Below are 18,183 nucleotides of genomic sequence, written 5' to 3'. Positions count from 1 at the left end.
CGCAGTGGATTAGGTAAGACTAACCTAACGACCGCGAGACTGGCCCATCGGCGGCGCGTCCTGGACGCCCCAGGGCGGTCAGTGAAGGAGGGCGCGGGCCGTAGGGAGGGCGGCGGCGCGGTCCTCGGGGACGAGGCCGATCCGGGTTCTGCGGTCGAGCAGGTCGCCCTCGTCGAGCGCCCCTTCGTGCCTGACGGACCACAGCAGCTCGCCCTCGGTGACGCCCAGGCCGACCTCCTCGGGATGGGCCTTGACCAGTTCGTGCACGGCCCGCGCCTCGCTGCCGTACCGTTCGGCCAGTCTCGGCGGGACGTCGGCGCGCTGCGGGCCCGCCCCGACGAGCGGGAGCCGGGCGGTGCGGCTCGGCCCGGCCTGGAGGTTCCCGGCTGAGACCGCTTGATCCACCGCGTCCTCCGCCATCCGCCGATATGTCGTGAGCTTGCCGCCCACGACGGTGACGAGCGGGCCGTCGGCGAGCACCGCGTGCCTGCGGGAGAGGTCGGCCGTGCGCGTACCGGTCCCGGGAGAGCCGGCCGCGTCTCCGTCGGCGTCCAGCAACGGCCTGAGGCCCGCGTAGGCGCCCGCGACCGCCTCGCGGGGCAACGGGGTCTCGAGGATCGCGTTCAGGACGTCCAGGAGCGCTGTGACGTCCTCCTCGGGCACTTCGGGAACGTCGGGGACGGGCCCGTCCACGGGCTCGTCGGTCAGGCCGACGTGGACGCGCCCGTCGGCCTGCGGCAGCACGAGCGCGAACCGGTTGGACTCGCCCGGCATGGGCACGTGCAGCCCGGCCAGCAGCCCCGGCAGCGCCCCCGCCCGCAGCACCAGGTGCGTGCCGCGCGAGGGGCGCAGCCGCACCCGGGGGTCCAGCCCGCCCGCCCAGACTCCGGTCGCGTTGATCACGGCTCTGGCTCTGATGGTGAACTCCGCGCCGGTCAGCTCGTCGCGGACCCTGGCGCCGGTGGCCGTCAGCTCCAGGGCGCGGCAGCGGGTCAGGACGCGGGCCCCGTGCGCGGCGGCCGTCCTGGCGACGGCCACCACCAGGCGGGCATCGTCGAGCAGGCGGCCGTCCCAGGACAGCAGCCCGCCGCGCAGGCCGTCCTCGCCGAGGAACGGCGCGAGCGTGCGCGTGCGGGACGCCGTCAGGCGGGTGGGGCCCGGCAGGAGGCGGCGCGGAGTGCGCGCGGCGGCCCGCAGCCCGTCGCCGAGCCGGTAGCCGGTCATCACCAGCGCGGCCTGCGCCCTGGAGACGCCCGAGGTGAGCGGAAGCACGTACGGGTGCGCCCTGACCAGGTGCGGTGCGGTGTGCCTGAGCAGGACGCCGCGCTCGACGGCGCTTTCGTAGGCGACGCCCACCTGCCCCTTGGCGAGGTAGCGGAGGCCGCCATGGATCAGCTTGGAACTCCACCTGGACGTCCCGAAGGCCAGGTCGTGCGCGTCGACGGCGGCCACGGACAGGCCGCGCGAGGCGGCGTCGAGCGCGGCGCCCGCGCCGGTCGCGCCGAGGCCGACGACCAGCACGTCGAGCCGCTCGTCGGCGGTCTGGGCCAGTTCCCTGGCCCTCCTCGCGGCGTTCAGCGAGCTATCCAAGGTAGGCCTCCAGCATGGCCGTCAGTTCGGCGTCGAGGTCGTCGAGGGTCACCGGGCCGAGCATCGTGGGCGCCGACAGCAGGAACGACTGGGCCGCCAGCAGCACCGCCCTGGCCCTGCGGGGGTCGCCGAGCGCGGCCTCGAGCAGGTCCAGGACGGCGTCCTGGCTGGCGCCCCGCCGGTTGAGCAGGTAGGGGAGGAGCAGCTCGGGGTCGGCGTCCACGATCTTGCGCCAGAGCGGGTGCTCCCGCAGTCGCCGCACGCCCTCGACCACCGCGCCGACCGGCTCCGACAGGTCCAGTTCCGCGATCACCCGCATCCATTCGCGGGTCATCAGGTCGGCCACCAGCGTGCGCACGTCGGGCCAGTGGCGGTAGATCGTCATCCGGGAGACGCCCGCCCGGCGCGCCACGTCGGTGAGCGTGGTGCGGCGCACGCCGTAGGCCAGCACGCAGTCGCGCGCCGCGTCCAGCACGGCCTCATTGTGACGATTCGACGTCATGTGTCACAGTGTAGACGTGTCTCCACTACCGATGCACTGGTCAGGCTGGGGCGACCCGGCCAAGGCCCGAGAGCTGCCCGAGCAGGTCCGCACGCTGCTGCGCGACCTGCTCGGCGTCCGCGAGCCCGCCGTCCCCGCCGCCACCATGGAGTCGGTGCGGCTGGCCCCCGTCGCGCTGCCGGAACGGGTCCTCGCGGCGCTCGCCGGGATCGTCGGCGAGGCCCACGTGCGCACCGACCACGAGGCGCGGGTCCGGCACACACGCGGCAAGTCCACCCCCGACCTGCTCCGGATGCGGGCAGGCGACGGCTCGGACGCGCCCGACGCGGTGGTGCTGCCGGGCTCGCACGACGAGGTCGCCGCCCTGCTGCGGGTCTGCGCGGACGAGCGCGTCGCGGTCGTCCCCTTCGGCGGCGGCACCTCCGTGGTCGGCGGGCTCGTGGCCTCCCGCGCAGGACTGGACGGGGTCGTCGCGCTCGACCTCCAGCGCCTGGACCGGCTCGTCTCGCTCGACACCGAGTCGATGACCGCCACGCTCGAGCCCGGACTGCGCGCGCCCGACGCAGAACGGCTGCTCGGCGAGCACGGGCTGACCCTGGGGCACTTCCCGCAGTCCTACGAGTACGCCACGCTGGGCGGTTTCGCCGCCGCCAGGTCCAGCGGTCAGGCGTCGGCCGGGTACGGACGCTTCGACGACCTGGTCGTGGCCCTGACCGTCGCCACCCCCGAGGGCACCCTGGAACTGGGGCGGGCGCCCAGGTCCGGGGCCGGGCCCGACCTGCGCCAGCTCGTCCTCGGCTCCGAGGGCGCGTTCGGGGTCATCACCTCGCTGCGGCTGCGGGTGCGGCGCGCGCCCGCCGAGCGGGTGTACGAGGGGTGGCGGTTCGGGTCGTTCCAGGAGGGTTCGGCCGCGCTGCGGGCGCTCGCCCAGGACGGCCCGCTGCCCACCGTGCTGCGGCTCTCGGACGAGACCGAGACCATGATCGGGCTCGCCAGACCGGACGCCATCGGCGGCGGCGACACCGGCTGCCTGGTGATCGCGGGCCACGAGGGCGCGTCCGTGGCAGGACGGCGTGAGCAGGCGGCGGCCGTGCTGGAGCGGCTCGGCGGAGTCCCGCTCGGCCCTGAGCCGGGCACGGCGTGGGAGCACGGCCGCTTCTCCGCCCCCTACCTGCGCGACTCGCTGCTCGCCGCCGGGGCGACCGTCGAGACGCTGGAGACGGCCGGATTCTGGAGCAACCTGCCCAGGCTGTACGACGCGGTACGGCTCGCCCTGCTCGGGGCACTCGGGTCGCCGCTGGTCATGTGCCATATCTCGCACGTCTACGAGACAGGGGCGTCGCTGTACTTCACCGTGGTGACCGCCCAGGACGGCGACCCCGTCGAGCAGTGGGCGCGCGCCAAGGAGGCGGTGAACGCGGCCATCGTCGAGGCGGGCGGGACCATCTCGCACCACCACGGCGTCGGCCGCGACCACAGGCAGGCGTACGCGGCCGAGGTGGGGCCGCTCGGCGTGGAGATCCTGCGAGCGGTCAAGGCGCGGCTCGACCCGGCGGGCATCCTGAACCCCGGCGTGCTGGTGCCCTGACAGGCCCCGCCCCGCCCCCGCGACGGCGTCCGCGTCCGCTGCCCCCGCGTGGCTGGCCGGGCGGGTCCGTCGCCTTTGCGCCCCCGCGCCCGCCGCGTCGCTAGTCGGGCGGGTCTGCCGCCTTTGCGCCCCCGCGCCCGCCGCGTCGCTAGTCGGGCGGGTCTGCCGCCTTCGCGGCCTCCGTGGCGGCCTCGGCGGCGTCGCCGAACCTCTGCAGCGCCTCGTACACCTCCGCCAGCGTCGACAGGCAGGTGACCAGCGGCGCGCCGCGCGCGGGGCGGGCGAGCGCGACCGCCTCCAGCGCGAGCGGCAGCGCCTCCTCCGCGCGCCTGCGCCTCAGCAGCAGCCTGGCCGTGGTGCGCAGCGACCGGACGAGCAGCTGCGTGTGCTCGGCCGGGTCGCGTGCCGCCAGCTCCCTGCTGAGGGACACCGCCTTCATCGCGTTCCGCACTGCGCCCTGACCCCAGCGCGGCTGGGTCTGGGCGTACGCGAGCAGGCCCTCGACCTGCTCCACCCCCGTGGTGCTCCGCCGGGTCGCGTCATCCGATCCGTTACGGGCCATAGCAGCCCCCTTCGCGGCGACAACCGCTTGCTTGGGGCGTGAGGCTACACCATGGTGAACCTTCTGTGTTCCTAACGGTACGGAGCGTTCATGGTGTGCGCAGTGAAGATCGCGGCCAAGATAGGGACATGGTGGAAGTAACGGCTGAGCGCGGAAAGCAGCTCTCGTCCCGGGTGTCGGAGGAAGGAGCAGGCTGGTCCTGCACGCAGATCGGCACGTTCGCCCAGCTCAGACCCGGCAGGAAGGGCTTCACCTGGTTCAACGCGCGCACGCTCTGGAGATCGCGCAACGAGGTCCTCTCCGGCCTGTTCGGCGACCCGTCCGGGCAGGTGCGCCGGCGGTGGGTGGCCGAGCAGGAGGCGCGCGGCGCCGACCCCGGCTTCCGCATCCGCCCCGAGGTCGGCGACAGCTTCGACTTCCTGCTGCTCGGCGACACGGGCGAGGGCGACGCCTCCCAGTACGCGGTCGTGCCCGGCCTGCTCAAGGTGGGCGAGGGGACGTCGTTCGCGGTCATCGCCAGCGACGTGCTGTACCCGGCGGGCTCGGGCAACGAGTACGGCGACAAGTTCTTCCGCCCCTACCAGGACTACGACGCGCCCATCTACGCGGTCCCCGGCAACCACGACTGGTACGACGGGCTTGGCGGCTTCATGCGCGTCTTCTGCGACGCCCCGCCGCTCAGGCCGAAGCCCGGGCGCGGCTTACGCGGCCTGCTGTGGCGCAAGCCGGAGCCCATCGACGAGCGGCGGCTGGCCGAGGCGCGCAAGCTCAGGAGCCGGCCGTCACAGCAGCCCACGGAGCAGGCCACGCAGCCGGGGCCGTACTGGGTGATCGAGTCGGACAGCCTGCTCGTCGTCGGCGTCGACACCGGCATCAGGGGGACGATCGACCGCCAGCAGGCCGACTGGCTGCGGCGCGTCTCGCGCGACCCGCGCCCGAAGATCCTGGTCACCGGCAAGCCGATCTACACGCGCAACGAGTACAAGCCGTCCCCCCTGGAAGGCGGCGGCACGATCGACGACATCATCCGCGACCCCGCGCACCGCTACGTGGCCGCCATCGGCGGCGACGTGCACAACTACCAGCGCTACCCGGTCAGGGTCGGCGACCGGGTGATCCAGTACATCGTCTCGGGCGGCGGCGGCGCGTTCATGCACGCCACCCACACCATCCAGCGCGTGGACGTGGCGGGCGTGCACGAGGACGACTTCAGGTGCTACCCGCTGCGCGGCGACTCCCTGTCGTTCTACAGCCAGCTCTACGCCAAGCGGCTGCGGATGAAGTGGATCTACCTCACCCCCGGCGAGGCGTCCTGCATCATGTCGCGGCAGATCGGCAACAACCCGGTCCGGCCGCTCGGCCAGGTGAAGATCACTCGCAGGATGCGGTGGGCGGCGCGGCTGCTCGGCTCCTGGCCGATGCCGTTCAGGCTGCCCGTCGCGACGGCCTTCCACCGCTACCTGTCGGAGCTGTCCGACTGGGACACCCCGCCGTTCTTCAAGCAGTTCCTGCACCTGTCGGTCACCCCGCAGACGCTCACGGTGCGCTGCTTCGCCGCCACCGGCTGCCGGAGCCAGGAACTCGACCCTCCGCTGGAGGACGAGGTGACCATCAGTTTGTCGTAGCCGTTTGGCACGCTTGGGGGGTGTACGTAGTGGTGGCGGGCGAGACCCTGCTCGCGGTGGGTGAGTCGGCCAGGCAACCGGAAGACCTGGCACAGGCCGTGCGAGAGCTGGAGGCCGGGCGGCCACGCTGGGTGTGGGCCGACACCCGCGAGGCGTACCCGCCGCTGCTGGCCGCCGGCGTGCGCGTGTCGCGCTGCCACGACCTCGCGCTCACCGAGGGGCTGCTGCTCGCCTGCGAGGGCCGCTTCGGCGAGCCGCGCTCGGCCAGGGCCGCCCACGCCCGCCTGCACGGGCTGCCGGTGCCCGACGAGCAGCCCAGCGTGCCCGGCACGCTGTTCGCGCCCGAACCCCTCGACGCCGAGGCGGTGGCCGAGGTGCTGGCCGACCAGTTGCGGCGCATCGACGCGCTGCCGGAGCCCGGCAGGTTCAGGCTGCTGGTCGCGGCCGAGTCCGCGGGCGCGCTGATCGCGGCGGAGATGGGCCACGACGGCATGCCGTGGCGGCGCGACATCCACGACGAACTGCTGACCGAGCTGCTCGGTCCGCGCCCGGTGCACGGCATGCGGCCCGCCAAGCTCCAGGCGCTGGCCGACGAGGTGTCGGCGGCCTTCGGCCACCCCGTCAACCCCGACTCGGTGCAGCAGCTCGTCAAGGCGTTCAAGACGGCGGGCGTGGCGCTGAAGACCACCCGGTCGTGGGAGCTCAAACAGGTCGACCACCCGGCGGTCGCGCCGCTGCTCGCCTACAAGGAGCTGGCCAGGCTGCACAGCTTCCACGGCTGGGTGTGGGCCGACCAGTGGGTGCGCGACGGGCGCTTCCGTACCGAGTACGTGGTGGGCGGCGTGGTGTCGGGGCGCTGGGCCACCAGCGGCGGCGGCGCGCTGCAGATCGCGAAGTCGATGCGCAGGGCCGTGGTGGCCGACGACGGCTGGGCGCTCGTCGTGGCCGACGCCGCGCAGCTGGAGCCGCGCGTGCTGGCCGCGATGGCCGGCGACGGTGGCCTGGCCAGGGCCGCCGGCGAGATCGACCTGTACTCGGCGCTGGCCAGGTCGTTCGGCGGTGAGCGCGGCAACGCCAAGATCGCGATGCTGTCGGCCATGTACGGCGGCACCAGCGGCGACGCGTCCAAGCTGCTCGCGGTCATGCGCCAGCGCTTCCCGAAGGCCTACCAGTTCGTCGAGGACGCGGCCAAGGCCGGCGAGGACGGCCGGCTCGTCCGGTCCTGGCTGGGGCGCACCAGCCCGCCGCCGTCCCAGCGGTGGAAGGAGCTCGTGTCAGGGCCCGATGGCAGCAGGGCGGCCCGCGACCGGGGCAGGTTCACCCGCAACTTCGTCGTGCAGGCCACCGCCGCCGAGTGGGCGCTGGCGCTGATGGCGGTGCTGCGCGGGCTGCTGCCCGACCCGTCCAGGCTGGTGTTCTTCCAGCACGACGAGGTCATCGTGCACTGCCCGCTCGACCAGGCCGAACAGGTCATCGCCGCGGTGTCGGCGGCCGCGGCGGAGGCGTCCAGGCTGCTGTTCGGGCCGACGCCGGTGCGCTTCCCGATGGAGGCGGTCGCGGTCAGCTGCTACGCCGACGCCAAGTGACCCGGCCCGCCGGACAGCCGCACGCCGGGTGACCCGGCCCGCCGGACGCCAGACAGTCGGCGGTCGGTTCGGCGCCGGGTGATCGGCCGTCAGACGCCGGTCCGGCGCCAGACGAGCAGCAGCCAGACTCCCGCGGCCGTCACCATCACGCCTACCGTCACGCCGAGCACGCCGAACGACAGGCCGCCCACGATCGCGCCCGCGATGATCGTGCCGGTCGCGCCGCACACGTTCATCAGCAGGTCCGACAGGCCCTGAACGGCCGGGCGGCGCTCCAGCGGCACCGACTCCGACACCAGCGCCGAGCCCGCCACCAGGCCGCACGACCAGCCCAGCCCGAGCAGGACCAGGGCCGCCGTCACCTGCCAGACCCGGTGCCCCGCCGTCCCCGCCAGCGCCGCCGCGCTGAGCAGCAGCGCCATGCCGAGCAGCAGCACCGGGATCTTGCCCGCCTTGTCCGCCAGCCACCCCACCACCGGCGACATCAGGTACATCCCGGCGATGTGCAGGCTGATCACCAGGCCGATGACGTCCAGGGTCGAGCCGTCGTGGTGGAGCTTGACCGGGGTCATGGACATCACCGACACCATCGCCGTGTGGCTGACCGCGATCATCACCAGCGCCCTGCGGGCCATCGGGGTGGTGCGCAGCGTCCGCCAGGCGTCCCGCACCGTGCGGGTGCGCCCGCCGGTGTCGTGCTGGGTGCCGTCCAGCTCCCTGGCCAGCTTCAGCGGGTCCGGACGCAACCCCACGATGATGATCACCAGGGACAGGGCGAACGCGAGCGCCGCGAACGCGAACGGGCCGGCCTTCTCCACCAGGCCCGCCCGCATCCCCAGCTGGTCGGCGGGCTCGGCCAGGTTCGGCCCCGCGACGGAGCCGATCGTGGCGGCCCACACGACCAGCGACAGGTGACGGGCCGCGTGCCCCTGCGGTGACAGGTCGGTCGCCGAGTAGCGCGCGGCCAGGTTGCCCGCGCTGCCGCCGCCGACCAGCACCAGCCCGACGAGCAGCAACGGCCAGTTGCCCATGCTGATCGCGGCCACCGAGATCGCGCACCCGACCAGCGCCGCCACGTACGCCAGGGCCAGGCCCGCCCGCCGCCCGCCCCCGCTGGACGCCTTCGCGGTCGGCAGTGCCAGCAGTGCCGCGCCCAGCACGGTCGCGGTGCCGGCGAAGCCGCTGATGACCGTGGACCCCGACAGCTCGTCGACCACCACCGAGCTGAGCGCCAGGCCGACGGCCACCCCCACGCCACCGACGATCTGCGCCGCGGACAGGACGCTGAGGGTCCGGCGCTGGATGCTGCGGATGCGATCTGCAGGGGAGATTGGGGGTTTTGTGGGGGTGCTGGTCACCTGCGAAGTCTCGCATAGTCCCCAAGAGCTGCCCAAACGCGACAGCAAACCCCTCCACCTCCACGAAACAACCCCCAGACCGCCACTCGCCCCGGGGCCGTCTTCGGGTGGTCGCTCACTGCGAGAGCCACCCCAGGCCATCCGCCCCAACTCAACCGCCTCGCGGCCGGCTTGCGGTGGGCGAGGGGGCACGACTCCGAGAGGGCCGACGGTGGTTCCCGCGGAGCGCGGGCGGTGGTTCCAGAGAGGGATGGTGAGTGCGGGGAGGCGGTGGGGGGCGGGGTCAGAGGGTGGTGATCTCGTCGCCGATCGCGATGCGGCTGGGGCCGTCGGGGATGAGGTTGATGCCGAACCAGACCTTGCCGTCCCATCTGCGGTGCCTGGCCAGGGTGCGGAGGGGCTCCTTGCCCCTGGTGTGCGTCACCGGGTCGACCGTGGTCAGGACGCACCGGTCGCAGCGCTTGGTGACCCGGAACTCCGCCTCGCCGATGCGCACGCGCTTCCAGTCGTCCTCCGCGAAGGCGGTCTCGGCGCCGTCCACCACCACGTTCGGCCGGAACCTGCGCATGGGGAGCGGCGCGGGGAGCTCCTCGCCCCGCTCGGCGGCCGTCTCCGCGATCCAGTCGTTGAGCTGGGCCAGCGACGCCGTGGACGTCAGCAGCAACGGGTAGGAGTCGGCCAGGCTGACCCGGTCGTCCGGCAGGCCGTACTCCGGGTTGACCGGACGGCTCGTCGGGTCGTCCAGCCAGGCGAGCCTCGCGGGACGTCCGAGCAGCGCGCCCAGCCACTCGGCCGCGTCGTCGCCGCAGTCGGCCAGATCCACCGGGGTGCTCCAGATGGCGACCGTCCTGCGTTCGGCGGTGGGCACGACGCGCAGGGGCGCGGCGTGCGGGCCGGTGAGCGTCAGGGTGTCGCCGTCGAGGTGTGGCAGGCAGGCCAGCATCCTGGGCACCTTGCGCGCCGTGAGCATCTCGCCGTGCTCGTCGGTGACGACGTACCGGCGGTCGCCGGCCAGCCCCCATGGCTGCACCTCGGCCTCGTCGACATCATGACCGCTGGTGGACTTCACCGGGTAGAAATGGATGCTCGCCAGCTTCATGCCGCCGAACGTACCGCACGGTCACCCCGGCGAATCGGGCGCGTTCGCAGGACGGTCAGCCGGGCCGGTGGAAGGTGTCGAAGAAGACTCTGCGAGTCTGCGCCTGGTCGTCCCACTTGAGTTCCGGCATGTCAAAAGTGATCTTGAAGGCGGTGCTGTCGTCGATCGTGACATGCCTGGTCAAAGCGTGCATCGGGACGCCGTTGGCGAGCGTGTAGGTGTACTCCCAGTCGGCGGCCTTCCAGGTGCGGTAGTGGGCCGGCTGGAGCTGCACCTGGATGTAGCCGTCCACGCGGCCGGCCGCCTCCTCACGGCCCAGCTCCGACAGGCCGCCGTCCGGCTGCGGGGGCGCCTGCTCGACCGTGATCTTCATGCCGGAGTCCTTGGGGCCGGTGAAGGTGGTCCTGCCGCCCGAGGTCGCCGCCTTCCAGTTCGCCGGGACGGCCACCGACAGCCCGGCGGGCGTGTGCTCCTTGTAGCCCTGCGGCGGGGGCGACGCCTCCGGTTGCGCGGCCGCGGCGGCCGTGGGGGAGGTGGACGCGCCCGGCTTCGGCGCGTGGGAGCCGCCGGAGGTGGCGAACAGGACCACCGCCGTCACCGCACCGGCCGCCGCGATCCCGGTGACGACCAGGCGGACCGTCGGCCGGCCGTCGCGCAGCCAGCCGCCCGTGTCCGGGCTGCGCCTGCCCTTGGTGACGCGCCCTGCCTGGCCGGACCTGCCGGAGGCGCGCCGGTGGTCGAGGTCGCGTGACAGCTCGCGCGAGTGGTCACGCAGGTCGTCCGGGGACGCCAACGGCCACGGGGTGGCTCGGCTGTCACCGCCCAGCGGCAGGATCGGCTTCGGCTCGGGCGGCGCGGTGTCCGCGGGATGCGGGACGGACAGCGCGTCCAGCACGGGACGCGGCGCCGACGGGCTGCCGAACGGCGAGCTCTCCGGATGCGGGGAGGTGCCGAAGGAGGCGGTCTGCGGTCCCGTGGGGGCGCCGAAGGGGGGTTGCTGGGGCCCGGAGCCGCTGCCGAAGGCGTCGAACCCGGCCGCCCGGGGCGACTGGCCGCCGCCGGTCCCGTCCTGGACGCTGTCGTACGCCGCATAGCCGGCCATCGGGTCGTACGGCACCCGCACCGGCCCAGAAGGCGTCTCCACGATCCGTGACGGCATCGGCCCCGACGGCTGGTCGAGCGGCGGCAGCAGGGTGGCCGGTGTCGAATCGGTCCGCGTCGGGAGCGACGACGGCGTCTCCGTCCCGCGCGGCCGTACCGAGCCGTGTGCGAGCAGCACCCGCTCCAGCAGCTCCGCGGCCTGCTCCGAGGTCAGCCGCTCGACGGGGTCCTTGCGCAGCAGCCCCTCGATCACCGGCAGGAGCGCGCCCGCCCGCTGCGGCGTGATCGGCTCCTGTGTCAGCACCGCGCCGAGGACGGCGATCGCGTCGGGCCCCTCGTAGGGCGGACGTCCCTCCACCGCCGCGTACAGCGTGGCCCCGAACGACCACAGGTCCGCCGCCTGCGTGATCGACTGGCCCGACAGCCGCTCCGGCGGGACGTACGCCGGCGACCCCATGAGCAGCCCGGTCTGCGTGATCGTCACGTCGCCCTCGATGGCGGCGATGCCGAAGTCGGTGAGCACCACCCGGTCGGCCGTGAGCAGCACGTTGCCCGGTTTGACGTCACGATGCAGGATGCCGGCCGCGTGCGCGTGCTTCAGCGCCTCCAGCACCCTGATGCCGATCTCCGCCGCCTGGACCACCGGCAGCGGCCCGCTCTGCCGCACCGCCTGCTCCAGCGACCAGGCCTGGACCAGTTCCATGACGATCCACGGCCGGCCGTCCTCCTCGACGACGTCGTGGACGGTCACGATGCCCGGGTGCGTCAGCCGCGCGGCCGACCTGGCCTCCCGCAGCATCCGCCGGTAGGCGACCTGCTTGCCCGCGTGGTCCAGCCCGAAGGGCAGGATCAGCTCCTTGACCGCGACGTCACGGGCGAGCAGCACGTCGTGGGCGTGCCACACCATCCCCATGCCGCCCCTGCCGACCGGCGACATCAGCCGATAGCGCCTGCCGATCAGTCTCCCCTGGCTCTGCGGAGCGCCGCCCTCGGCGCCTGGGCCGTGGAGCAAGCGGTCGGCCATGTCCCGTCCCCATCCTCAGCCTCGCCGGTCACACGCGCCGCCGCGCGATCCATCCAGATTATGAGGTTCGACACGATATGGCAGGTCATTCAGGAAGGGAAGCTGACCATACCTTGACAATCATCTTGACCTGCTGAAACGCGCATATTCAAAGGTTCTGCGCGGCCGAATCGGCGAGCGCGAGCAAGGCGCTCGTGAACGCCTCGGCGGGCGGGTTCACCAGGCCCGCGCCCACCTGCCCGGTCCCCGCGACCCGCCCGGCGATTCCGGTGTTGACCACGGGCAGCAACCCCGTCCTGGCCACCAGCGTGACGTCGATCCCGACCGGCGTGCCGCGGAAGCCGAGCCCGGGAATCTGATAGGCGGGATGCTCGGCCAGCGTGATCTCGTACATCGACCGCGTCGCCGCCACCGCGTCGGACACCTCCCCGCCCACGAACCGGACGATGGCCGGAGCCGCCGCCATCGCGAACCCGCCCAGCCCGGACGTCTCGGTGATCGTCGAGTCGCCGATGTCCGGATTCGCGTCCTCTGGCCCGTACGCGCCCAGGTAGAGCCCGTCGGGGACGCCCGCAGGGCCGGTGAACCACCGCCCGCCCAGCCCCGACACCTGAACGCCGAAGTCCGTGCCGTTGCGGGCCATGGCCACGACCAGCGACGAGCCGGGCACGTCCCTGGCGGCGTCGGTGCTGACCTTGCCCGCGGCCATCCCGGCGTTGAGGAAGAAGTGGTCGTTGCCGTTGACGAAGCGCAGCACCTCCGAGGCGCTGCCCGGCGCGGCGTCGACCACCGCGGGGGCCAGCTCGCGCAGCAGCAGCGAGGTAGCCGCCCGGTTGCGGTTGTGCAGCTCGTCGCCCATCTGCAGGGCCTGCGCGATCAGCGCGCGCAGGTCGATCGGCCCGGTCAGCGCGAGCGCCGCCGACAACGCCGGGCCGAGCACCCGGTCCATCCACCGCAGCCGGTCGATCACCTCCGGGCCGTAGGCGCCGTAGCGCAGCACCTTGCCCAGGCCCTCGTTGAGCGAGCAGTACGCGGTGCCACCGTGTTCGGCGTCGCGCACCTCGAACATCCACATCGACGGGCTCACCACGCCCGCCATCGGGCCGACGGTCGCGTGGTGGTGACACGGCTCCAGGCGCACCCGTCCGGAGGCGAGGCGTGCCTCGGCGTCCTGCTCGTCGTCCGCGTAGCCCTCCAGCAGCATCGCGCCGACGAGCGCGCCGCGCAGCGGGCCCGACGCGCGCTCCCAAGCGATGGGCGGGCCCGCGTGCAGGAACGTCCGCTCGGGCAGGTCCAGGACGTCCGACGCGCGCCGCACCCCCACCAGCTGCGGCAGCGCGGACGTGAGCCTGCTGACGGCCATCGCGTTCGCCTGCTCCCGCCGCGGGTCGGCGAGCACCGCCGCCAGCGCCTCACCCGTGCCGGGCAGTGGCGGCCTCCAGGCCACCGGAACGGTCTCCACGGCCTGCGCCTCGAGCGCCTCCTGGAGCAGCCCCGCACCGACCGTGACCACGCGGGGTGCGGACGCGAGCAGCCGTCGCGGCGCTGTCATAGCAGACTCCTCGCGTGGCGGGCCGCTTCGGCGTTGGACGTGAAGACCGTCGCGCCCGCCTCGCGGAACGCGGCGGCCTGCCGGTGCAGGTCCTGGGGGTCGCCCTCGGTGCCGATCAGCGCGACGACCACCGTGGCGGGGGCGCGGCTGATCGCGTGGGCCAGCGACGCCGCCGGATCGGGATCGGCGCCGTGGCCGAGCACGACGTCCATGAGCACCACGTCGCCGGGCTCCGTGGCGGCGAGAGCTTCGAGCCGCAGCGTCGGGTCGATCATCGGATGCGCCCGGCCCCTGGTGTAGGCGTCGTCGCCGTAGTCGACGAACTCGCCGCGTCCGGCGATCAGCGCCGCCTCCGAGCACAGCGTCCCGCCCGAGTAGACGCCCCTCAGCCGGCCCCCCGCCTTCTTGCCCGACCAGCCCGGCCACGCCGGCCACGCCGGGACCGACCTGCCGAGCGTCCGCAACGCCTCCTCCGCCGCCTCCGTCAGGTCCTTCTCGCCGACGAACGCGGACACGACCGGCGTGCGCAGCGTCTCCACCACCTCCCGGACGTGCCGCGCCACCTCGGGCGCGGGCGGCTTGGAGACGAGCACGATCAGCGCGGTCGCCGGGTCGTCGTCCAGCATCCGCAGGGCGCGGACCGTGGACCGGCCGCCGACCTCGGCCGACAGGTCCCTGCCGCCGACGCCGAGCACGTGACTGACCCCGGTCCCCGCGAGGTCCAGCAGGGACGTCACCTGCTGCGCGCCCGTCCCGGAAGCCGCCACCACGCCCACCGGCCCCGGACGCAGCACGTTCGCGAAGCCCAGCCCGGCGCCCGCGATCATCGCGGTGCCGCAGTCGGGGCCCATGACCAGCACGTCCCGCTCGTCGGCCAGCGTCTTGAGCAGCACCTCCTGGGCCACGGGGACACCGTCGCTGAAGATCATCACGGGCAGACCGGCCTGGATGGCGTCCATCGCCTCGCAGAAGGCGTGCTCGCCGGGGACCGACACCAGCACCAGGTCCGCCGGACGCCTGGCGGCCGAGCGGGTGGTGAGCGGCGGCTGGTCGGCCGCCTCGCCGGTGGACCTCGACAGCCGCGTCAGGTGGTCGTCGAGCTCGGCCATCGCCGTCCCGGCGTCGTGGCCGCGCAGGGCCACGAGAAGGTCGCCCGGCTCGGCCTCGGGAAGGGCGAAGCCGAGGTCGCGGGCGAGGGCGAGGTTGAGCTCCGTGGCCATGGCGACGATCGCCACGTCCACGCCGGGCAGGCCGGAAAGCTGCCTGCTGACGCGCATCAGCGTGACCGAGTCGTGGTAGACGCCCCGCCTGAGCGACACGACGTCGGACGGAACGCCACCAGGCCCGCTCACCACGACCTCCGTGCAGGCCGCTCGGCCTGCGTCGTCCTGACCTGTCGTGCGCGGCGCCCGGCCCGGCTCATCGGGGCCCGCCGAGGGCGAGGACCGCTGACAGGCCGATCGCGATGCCCTGGGCCAGGTCCGCGCCCGAGGTGTGGCCCAGACGGTGCAGGCGGCGCAGCGCCGGTTCCAGCGTCTGGCTGCCGATGAGCCCGCGCAGCACGGCGATCACCTCCGGGCTGGCCTCGCCCCGGGCGGCGCAGTGCAGGAGCGTCGCCGAGATCGCGGTGGTGCGGGCGCGGGCGTCGTAGGTGACGGCGGCCGCCAGCCAGTCGGCCAGCCAGACCGCCCGGCCCGCGCCTGCCGCCGTCCCGAGCTGCCGCAACGTCACCAGCAGCCCGGCGAGGACGTCGTCGCCGCTCGGCGTCAGCCCGGGCCCCAGCCCGACAAGCTGCTCCGCCGCGCTCACCGCCCCCAGCAACCACCCCTTCGCGCAGCTCTCCGCCAGCGCCTCGACCACGCTGTTGCCCGCCAACCCGGGAGCCCGCCAGGCGGCCCCGTCCCGCTGGCAGCCGCTCTCGGGAGGCCTCTCCAGCTGGTCGAGGGACGCCGCCAGCCGCGTGGGGGCGGCCTCGCCCAACGGCGGCGCGGGGTCCCACCAGCGTCGGGCGCGCAGGCTCAGGGGCCCCAGCTCGACCGTCCCGTCGCCCACCGAGGCGTCGTCACCCACCGTGACCCGCGGAAGGCCGGTCGACAGCAGGACCGAGTTCGGCAGGCGCGTCGCCTCACCGGTGATGACCGCGAGCACTGACGGTTCGAGATCCGTCCTGACCTCGAGATACACCCCCGCCGGGAAGGTGGCGAGCACCCTGGCGGGACGGCGCGGCGACTCCAGGACGGGCCGCGTCGCGGCGCTGGCCGCACCCGTGACATGCGTGCGCGCCCGCCTCACGTGAGTACCGACGGTCACGGAACCTCCCTACCGACCCTGGACCTGACCGTAGAACGGCCCCGCAACCCTCCGTACGGAGAAATTTGCCAACAGTCAGCGGGAAGGTTGGCTCTTCCTGACAGACCGTTTCTGGGGTCACAATCACCCCATGGAGCCCCCCGTCCGACTCGCCAGCACCGGCACGATCATTCACGGCGTATCCGTCGGCGAGGTGCTCGGCGTCTCGACCCTGGCGGACGCCCGGCTGATCGCGGGGGAGAGGGGGCTCGGCCGCATCGTGCAGCGCCTCAACGTGATGGAGGTGCCGGACATCCTGCCCTGGGTGAAGCCGCACGAACTGCTGCTCACCACCGGCTACCCGCTGCGGAACACGCCGCAGTCGCTCGGCCGCCTGGTCGCCGACCTGGACGAGCGCGGCCTGGCCGCCCTGGGGATCAAACTCGGCCGCTACGTGGACGAGCTGCCGCCCGAGATGGTCGAACAGGCCGACAGGCTCGGCTTCCCGCTGATCCTGCTGCCGAACGACGTCGGCTTCGACGACATCCTCAACCAGGTGCTCACCGACATCCTCAACCGGCAGGCCGCCGCGCTGGCCCGCGCGGAGGAGGCGCACCGGGCGCTGGTGCAGGTCGTGCTGGCGGGCGGCGGGCTGAACGAGGTGACGGCCGAGGTGGCGGGCCTGCTCGACGTGGCGGTGGCCGCGGTCGACGGCGGCGGACGGGTGCTCGCCGCGGCCGGGCCGCCCGACCACGTGGCCGCCCTGCGTGAGTCGGTCGCCCTCGCGGGCCCGCCGATCACACCGGCCCGCCCGCTCACCCAGCCGCCCGCCACCAGGTCCACCCCCACCTCGGCGGGCCACGAGCCCGCCTCCTCAGTGGGGGGCCGCGAGGCCGTCTCCGGTGCGGCGGGTCGCGGGCGCGAGTTCGTCTCGGTGCCCGTCGTCGCGCAGGGCCACCACCACGGCCGCATCGTCGCCTACAGCCCGGCCGGCGCCATCCGCGACAGCGACGTCGGCATCCTCGAACGTGCCGCCACGGTCGCCGCCCTCGTCGTCACCACGCAGGAGGCGGTCAACGCGGTCGAGAGCAAGTACCGCGCCGACTTCCTGCGTGACGTCCTCACCGGCAGGGCGGGCACCGCCGAGCGGGTCACCGCACGGGCCAGGGCGTTCGGCTGGGACCTGCAACGGCCGGTCACCGTCCTGGTCGCCGAGCTGGACCCCGACGGCGACGAGCGCAGCGCCCAGGACCGGCTGGTGTCGTGCTGGACCGCCGCGATGCGCCGCCACGACCCGCGCGGCGCGGTGGCGGGGTTCTCCCACGAGGTGGTGGCCGTGCTCGACGCCACCGTGGACGCCGCCCGAGTCGCCAAGGACGCCGCCTCCGCCTTCGCCGACATCCCGCCGGCCACGTTCTCTACCGGGACGTCCCGCCCGTCGCCCGGCGCCGACACGCTGCCGGAGGCGTACTCGCAGGCGCTGAAGGCGGCCAGGGTCGGACGCCAGCTCCACGGCCCCGGCGCGGTCGCCCACTTCGACCAGCTCGGCGTCTACCGGCTGCTGTCGCTGGTGAACGACACCGACGAGCTGCACGCCTTCGTCAGGGAGACGCTCGGACCGCTGGCCTCCGACGACGACGCCGAGAACGCCGACCTGCGCCGCACCCTGCAGGTGCTCCTGGAGACCAACCTGAACGTGGCGGAGACGGCCAGGCGACTGCACTTCCACTACAACACCCTCCGCTACCGCATCGGGAAGCTGGAACGGCTGCTCGGCAGCTTCACCGAAGACCCGCACCTGCGGCTCAACCTCACCCTGGCCCTGCACGTGCTGCGGATGCGCGGCATCTAGGGCGCCGGTTCGGATCCGCTGAACCAGATCGGCGCACCTGCCGCTGATGCGCGGCATCTAGGCTTGGGAGCCGTGGACCTGGACTTCGAACTGCGCTCCGACTACATCCCGCTGTGTGACCTGCTGAAGTACTGCGGCGTCACGGAGACGGGCGGCATGGCCAAGCACCTGATCGCCGAGGGGCTGGTGTCGGTGGACGGCGAGGTGGAACTACGCAAAACCGCCAAGATCCGCGCCGGTCAGGTGGTCACGGGCGAAGGGTTCTCGATCCACGTGGCGTAACGAGCCTTACGAAATCTCCTGCGGGCCGGCCAGGTCCTGGAGGCCGTTCGCTACTTCACCGCCCCCATCCGGGGGTTGGCGTCTGAGGTGGTGGGGCTTGTTCTGTTACGGCACGCATGGGCCGGCCGCCACCCGCCGTCCGTGGTCGGGGGCCTCCAGGAAGACGGCCGCTG

The 18,183-nt window shown here is 73.6% G+C and carries 14 protein-coding genes; 5 read left to right on the top strand and 9 right to left on the bottom strand.

Translation table 11 applies throughout. The features are described 5' to 3' along the window. Positions 1 to 78: 78 nt before the first annotated feature. Both ABT294_RS28240 and ABT294_RS28235 read right to left on the bottom strand, forming a co-directional pair. A complete protein-coding gene (locus ABT294_RS28240; RefSeq protein ID WP_350809307.1) occupies positions 79 to 1,590 on the bottom strand; it encodes a glycerol-3-phosphate dehydrogenase/oxidase in 1,512 nt (503 codons plus the stop codon). Continuing rightward, on the bottom strand, positions 1,583 to 2,092 hold the full coding sequence (locus ABT294_RS28235; protein WP_350809306.1) for a TetR/AcrR family transcriptional regulator: 510 nt from the start codon (positions 2,090 to 2,092) through the stop codon (positions 1,583 to 1,585). Before ABT294_RS28235 ends, ABT294_RS28240 begins: the two co-directional genes overlap by 8 nt. 31 nt (positions 2,093 to 2,123) lie before the next feature. On the opposite strand from ABT294_RS28235, the gene ABT294_RS28230 reads away from it, so the two are divergent. After that, positions 2,124 to 3,680, top strand: coding sequence for an FAD-binding oxidoreductase (locus tag ABT294_RS28230; RefSeq protein WP_350809450.1), 1,557 nt, complete (start codon positions 2,124 to 2,126; stop codon positions 3,678 to 3,680). Positions 3,681 to 3,828: 148 nt separating this feature from the next. Here ABT294_RS28230 and ABT294_RS28225 read toward each other — a convergent pair whose 3' ends face one another. After that, positions 3,829 to 4,242, bottom strand: a complete 414-nt coding sequence (locus tag ABT294_RS28225; RefSeq protein WP_350809305.1) for a hypothetical protein — start codon at positions 4,240 to 4,242, stop codon at positions 3,829 to 3,831. Between the two features lie 128 nt (positions 4,243 to 4,370). Here ABT294_RS28225 and ABT294_RS28220 point away from each other — a divergent pair, with 128 nt between their 5' ends. Together ABT294_RS28220 and ABT294_RS28215 are read left to right on the top strand one after the other, a co-directional pair. Further along, positions 4,371 to 5,867: a metallophosphoesterase family protein gene (locus tag ABT294_RS28220; RefSeq protein WP_350809304.1), complete on the top strand. Its 1,497-nt coding sequence runs from the start codon at positions 4,371 to 4,373 to the stop codon at positions 5,865 to 5,867. Positions 5,868 to 5,887: 20 nt separating this feature from the next. Continuing rightward, complete coding sequence (locus ABT294_RS28215) at positions 5,888 to 7,453, top strand: bifunctional 3'-5' exonuclease/DNA polymerase (protein ID WP_502912144.1); 1,566 nt, start codon at positions 5,888 to 5,890, stop codon at positions 7,451 to 7,453. An 89-nt stretch (positions 7,454 to 7,542) separates the two neighbouring features. Here ABT294_RS28215 and ABT294_RS28210 read toward each other — a convergent pair whose 3' ends face one another. The 6 genes from ABT294_RS28210 to ABT294_RS28185 form a co-directional block, all read right to left on the bottom strand. Continuing rightward, the gene (locus tag ABT294_RS28210; protein WP_350809303.1) at positions 7,543 to 8,811 is read right to left on the bottom strand and encodes an MFS transporter; all 1,269 of its coding nucleotides are present in this window, start codon (positions 8,809 to 8,811) and stop codon (positions 7,543 to 7,545) included. A 283-nt stretch (positions 8,812 to 9,094) separates the two neighbouring features. Then, positions 9,095 to 9,910 (bottom strand): MOSC domain-containing protein, encoded by an 816-nt coding sequence (locus tag ABT294_RS28205; protein ID WP_350809302.1) that lies wholly within the window; start codon positions 9,908 to 9,910, stop codon positions 9,095 to 9,097. Between the two features lie 55 nt (positions 9,911 to 9,965). Then, entirely contained in the window at positions 9,966 to 12,035 is a 2,070-nt protein-coding gene (locus ABT294_RS28200) for a serine/threonine protein kinase (protein ID WP_350809301.1), read from the bottom strand. Positions 12,036 to 12,183: 148 nt separating this feature from the next. Beyond that, positions 12,184 to 13,587 (bottom strand): YlbE family protein, encoded by a 1,404-nt coding sequence (locus tag ABT294_RS28195; RefSeq protein WP_350809300.1) that lies wholly within the window; start codon positions 13,585 to 13,587, stop codon positions 12,184 to 12,186. After that, positions 13,584 to 14,939 (bottom strand): AllF/FdrA family protein, encoded by a 1,356-nt coding sequence (locus ABT294_RS28190; RefSeq protein WP_350809299.1) that lies wholly within the window; start codon positions 14,937 to 14,939, stop codon positions 13,584 to 13,586. Before ABT294_RS28190 ends, ABT294_RS28195 begins: the two co-directional genes overlap by 4 nt. A gap of 67 nt (positions 14,940 to 15,006) precedes the next feature. Next, a complete protein-coding gene (locus ABT294_RS28185) occupies positions 15,007 to 15,897 on the bottom strand; it encodes an oxamate carbamoyltransferase subunit AllH family protein (RefSeq protein WP_350809298.1) in 891 nt (296 codons plus the stop codon). A 130-nt stretch (positions 15,898 to 16,027) separates the two neighbouring features. Between ABT294_RS28185 and ABT294_RS28180 the strand changes: the two genes are divergently transcribed. Together ABT294_RS28180 and ABT294_RS28175 are read left to right on the top strand one after the other, a co-directional pair. Further along, a complete protein-coding gene (locus ABT294_RS28180; RefSeq protein WP_350809297.1) occupies positions 16,028 to 17,728 on the top strand; it encodes a PucR family transcriptional regulator in 1,701 nt (566 codons plus the stop codon). Between the two features lie 72 nt (positions 17,729 to 17,800). Then, positions 17,801 to 18,010 carry an RNA-binding S4 domain-containing protein gene (locus ABT294_RS28175; protein WP_350809296.1) on the top strand — a complete coding sequence of 70 codons (210 nt, stop codon included), beginning with the start codon at positions 17,801 to 17,803 and terminating at the stop codon, positions 18,008 to 18,010. Positions 18,011 to 18,183 lie beyond the last annotated feature (173 nt).

It is taken from the genome of Nonomuraea sp. NPDC000554 (assembly GCF_040300065.1).
GTDB lineage: Bacteria > Actinomycetota > Actinomycetes > Streptosporangiales > Streptosporangiaceae > Nonomuraea.
The sequence above is the reverse complement of the archived record's forward strand: the minus strand, read 5'-3'. Positions and strand labels throughout refer to the sequence as shown.

What these genes read in the sequence shown, in the direction of transcription:
- ABT294_RS28235 (WP_350809306.1), bottom strand. Translation starts at nt 2,092, where the DNA reads ATGACGTCGAATCGTCACAATGAGGCCGTGCTGGACGCGGCGCGCGAC.
- ABT294_RS28230 (WP_350809450.1), top strand. Translation starts at nt 2,124, where the DNA reads ATGCACTGGTCAGGCTGGGGCGACCCGGCCAAGGCCCGAGAGCTGCCC.
- ABT294_RS28225 (WP_350809305.1), bottom strand. Translation starts at nt 4,242, where the DNA reads ATGGCCCGTAACGGATCGGATGACGCGACCCGGCGGAGCACCACGGGG.
- ABT294_RS28220 (WP_350809304.1), top strand. Translation starts at nt 4,371, where the DNA reads ATGGTGGAAGTAACGGCTGAGCGCGGAAAGCAGCTCTCGTCCCGGGTG.
- ABT294_RS28205 (WP_350809302.1), bottom strand. Translation starts at nt 9,910, where the DNA reads ATGAAGCTGGCGAGCATCCATTTCTACCCGGTGAAGTCCACCAGCGGT.
- ABT294_RS28200 (WP_350809301.1), bottom strand. Translation starts at nt 12,035, where the DNA reads ATGGCCGACCGCTTGCTCCACGGCCCAGGCGCCGAGGGCGGCGCTCCG.
- ABT294_RS28195 (WP_350809300.1), bottom strand. Translation starts at nt 13,587, where the DNA reads ATGACAGCGCCGCGACGGCTGCTCGCGTCCGCACCCCGCGTGGTCACG.
- ABT294_RS28180 (WP_350809297.1), top strand. Translation starts at nt 16,028, where the DNA reads ATGGAGCCCCCCGTCCGACTCGCCAGCACCGGCACGATCATTCACGGC.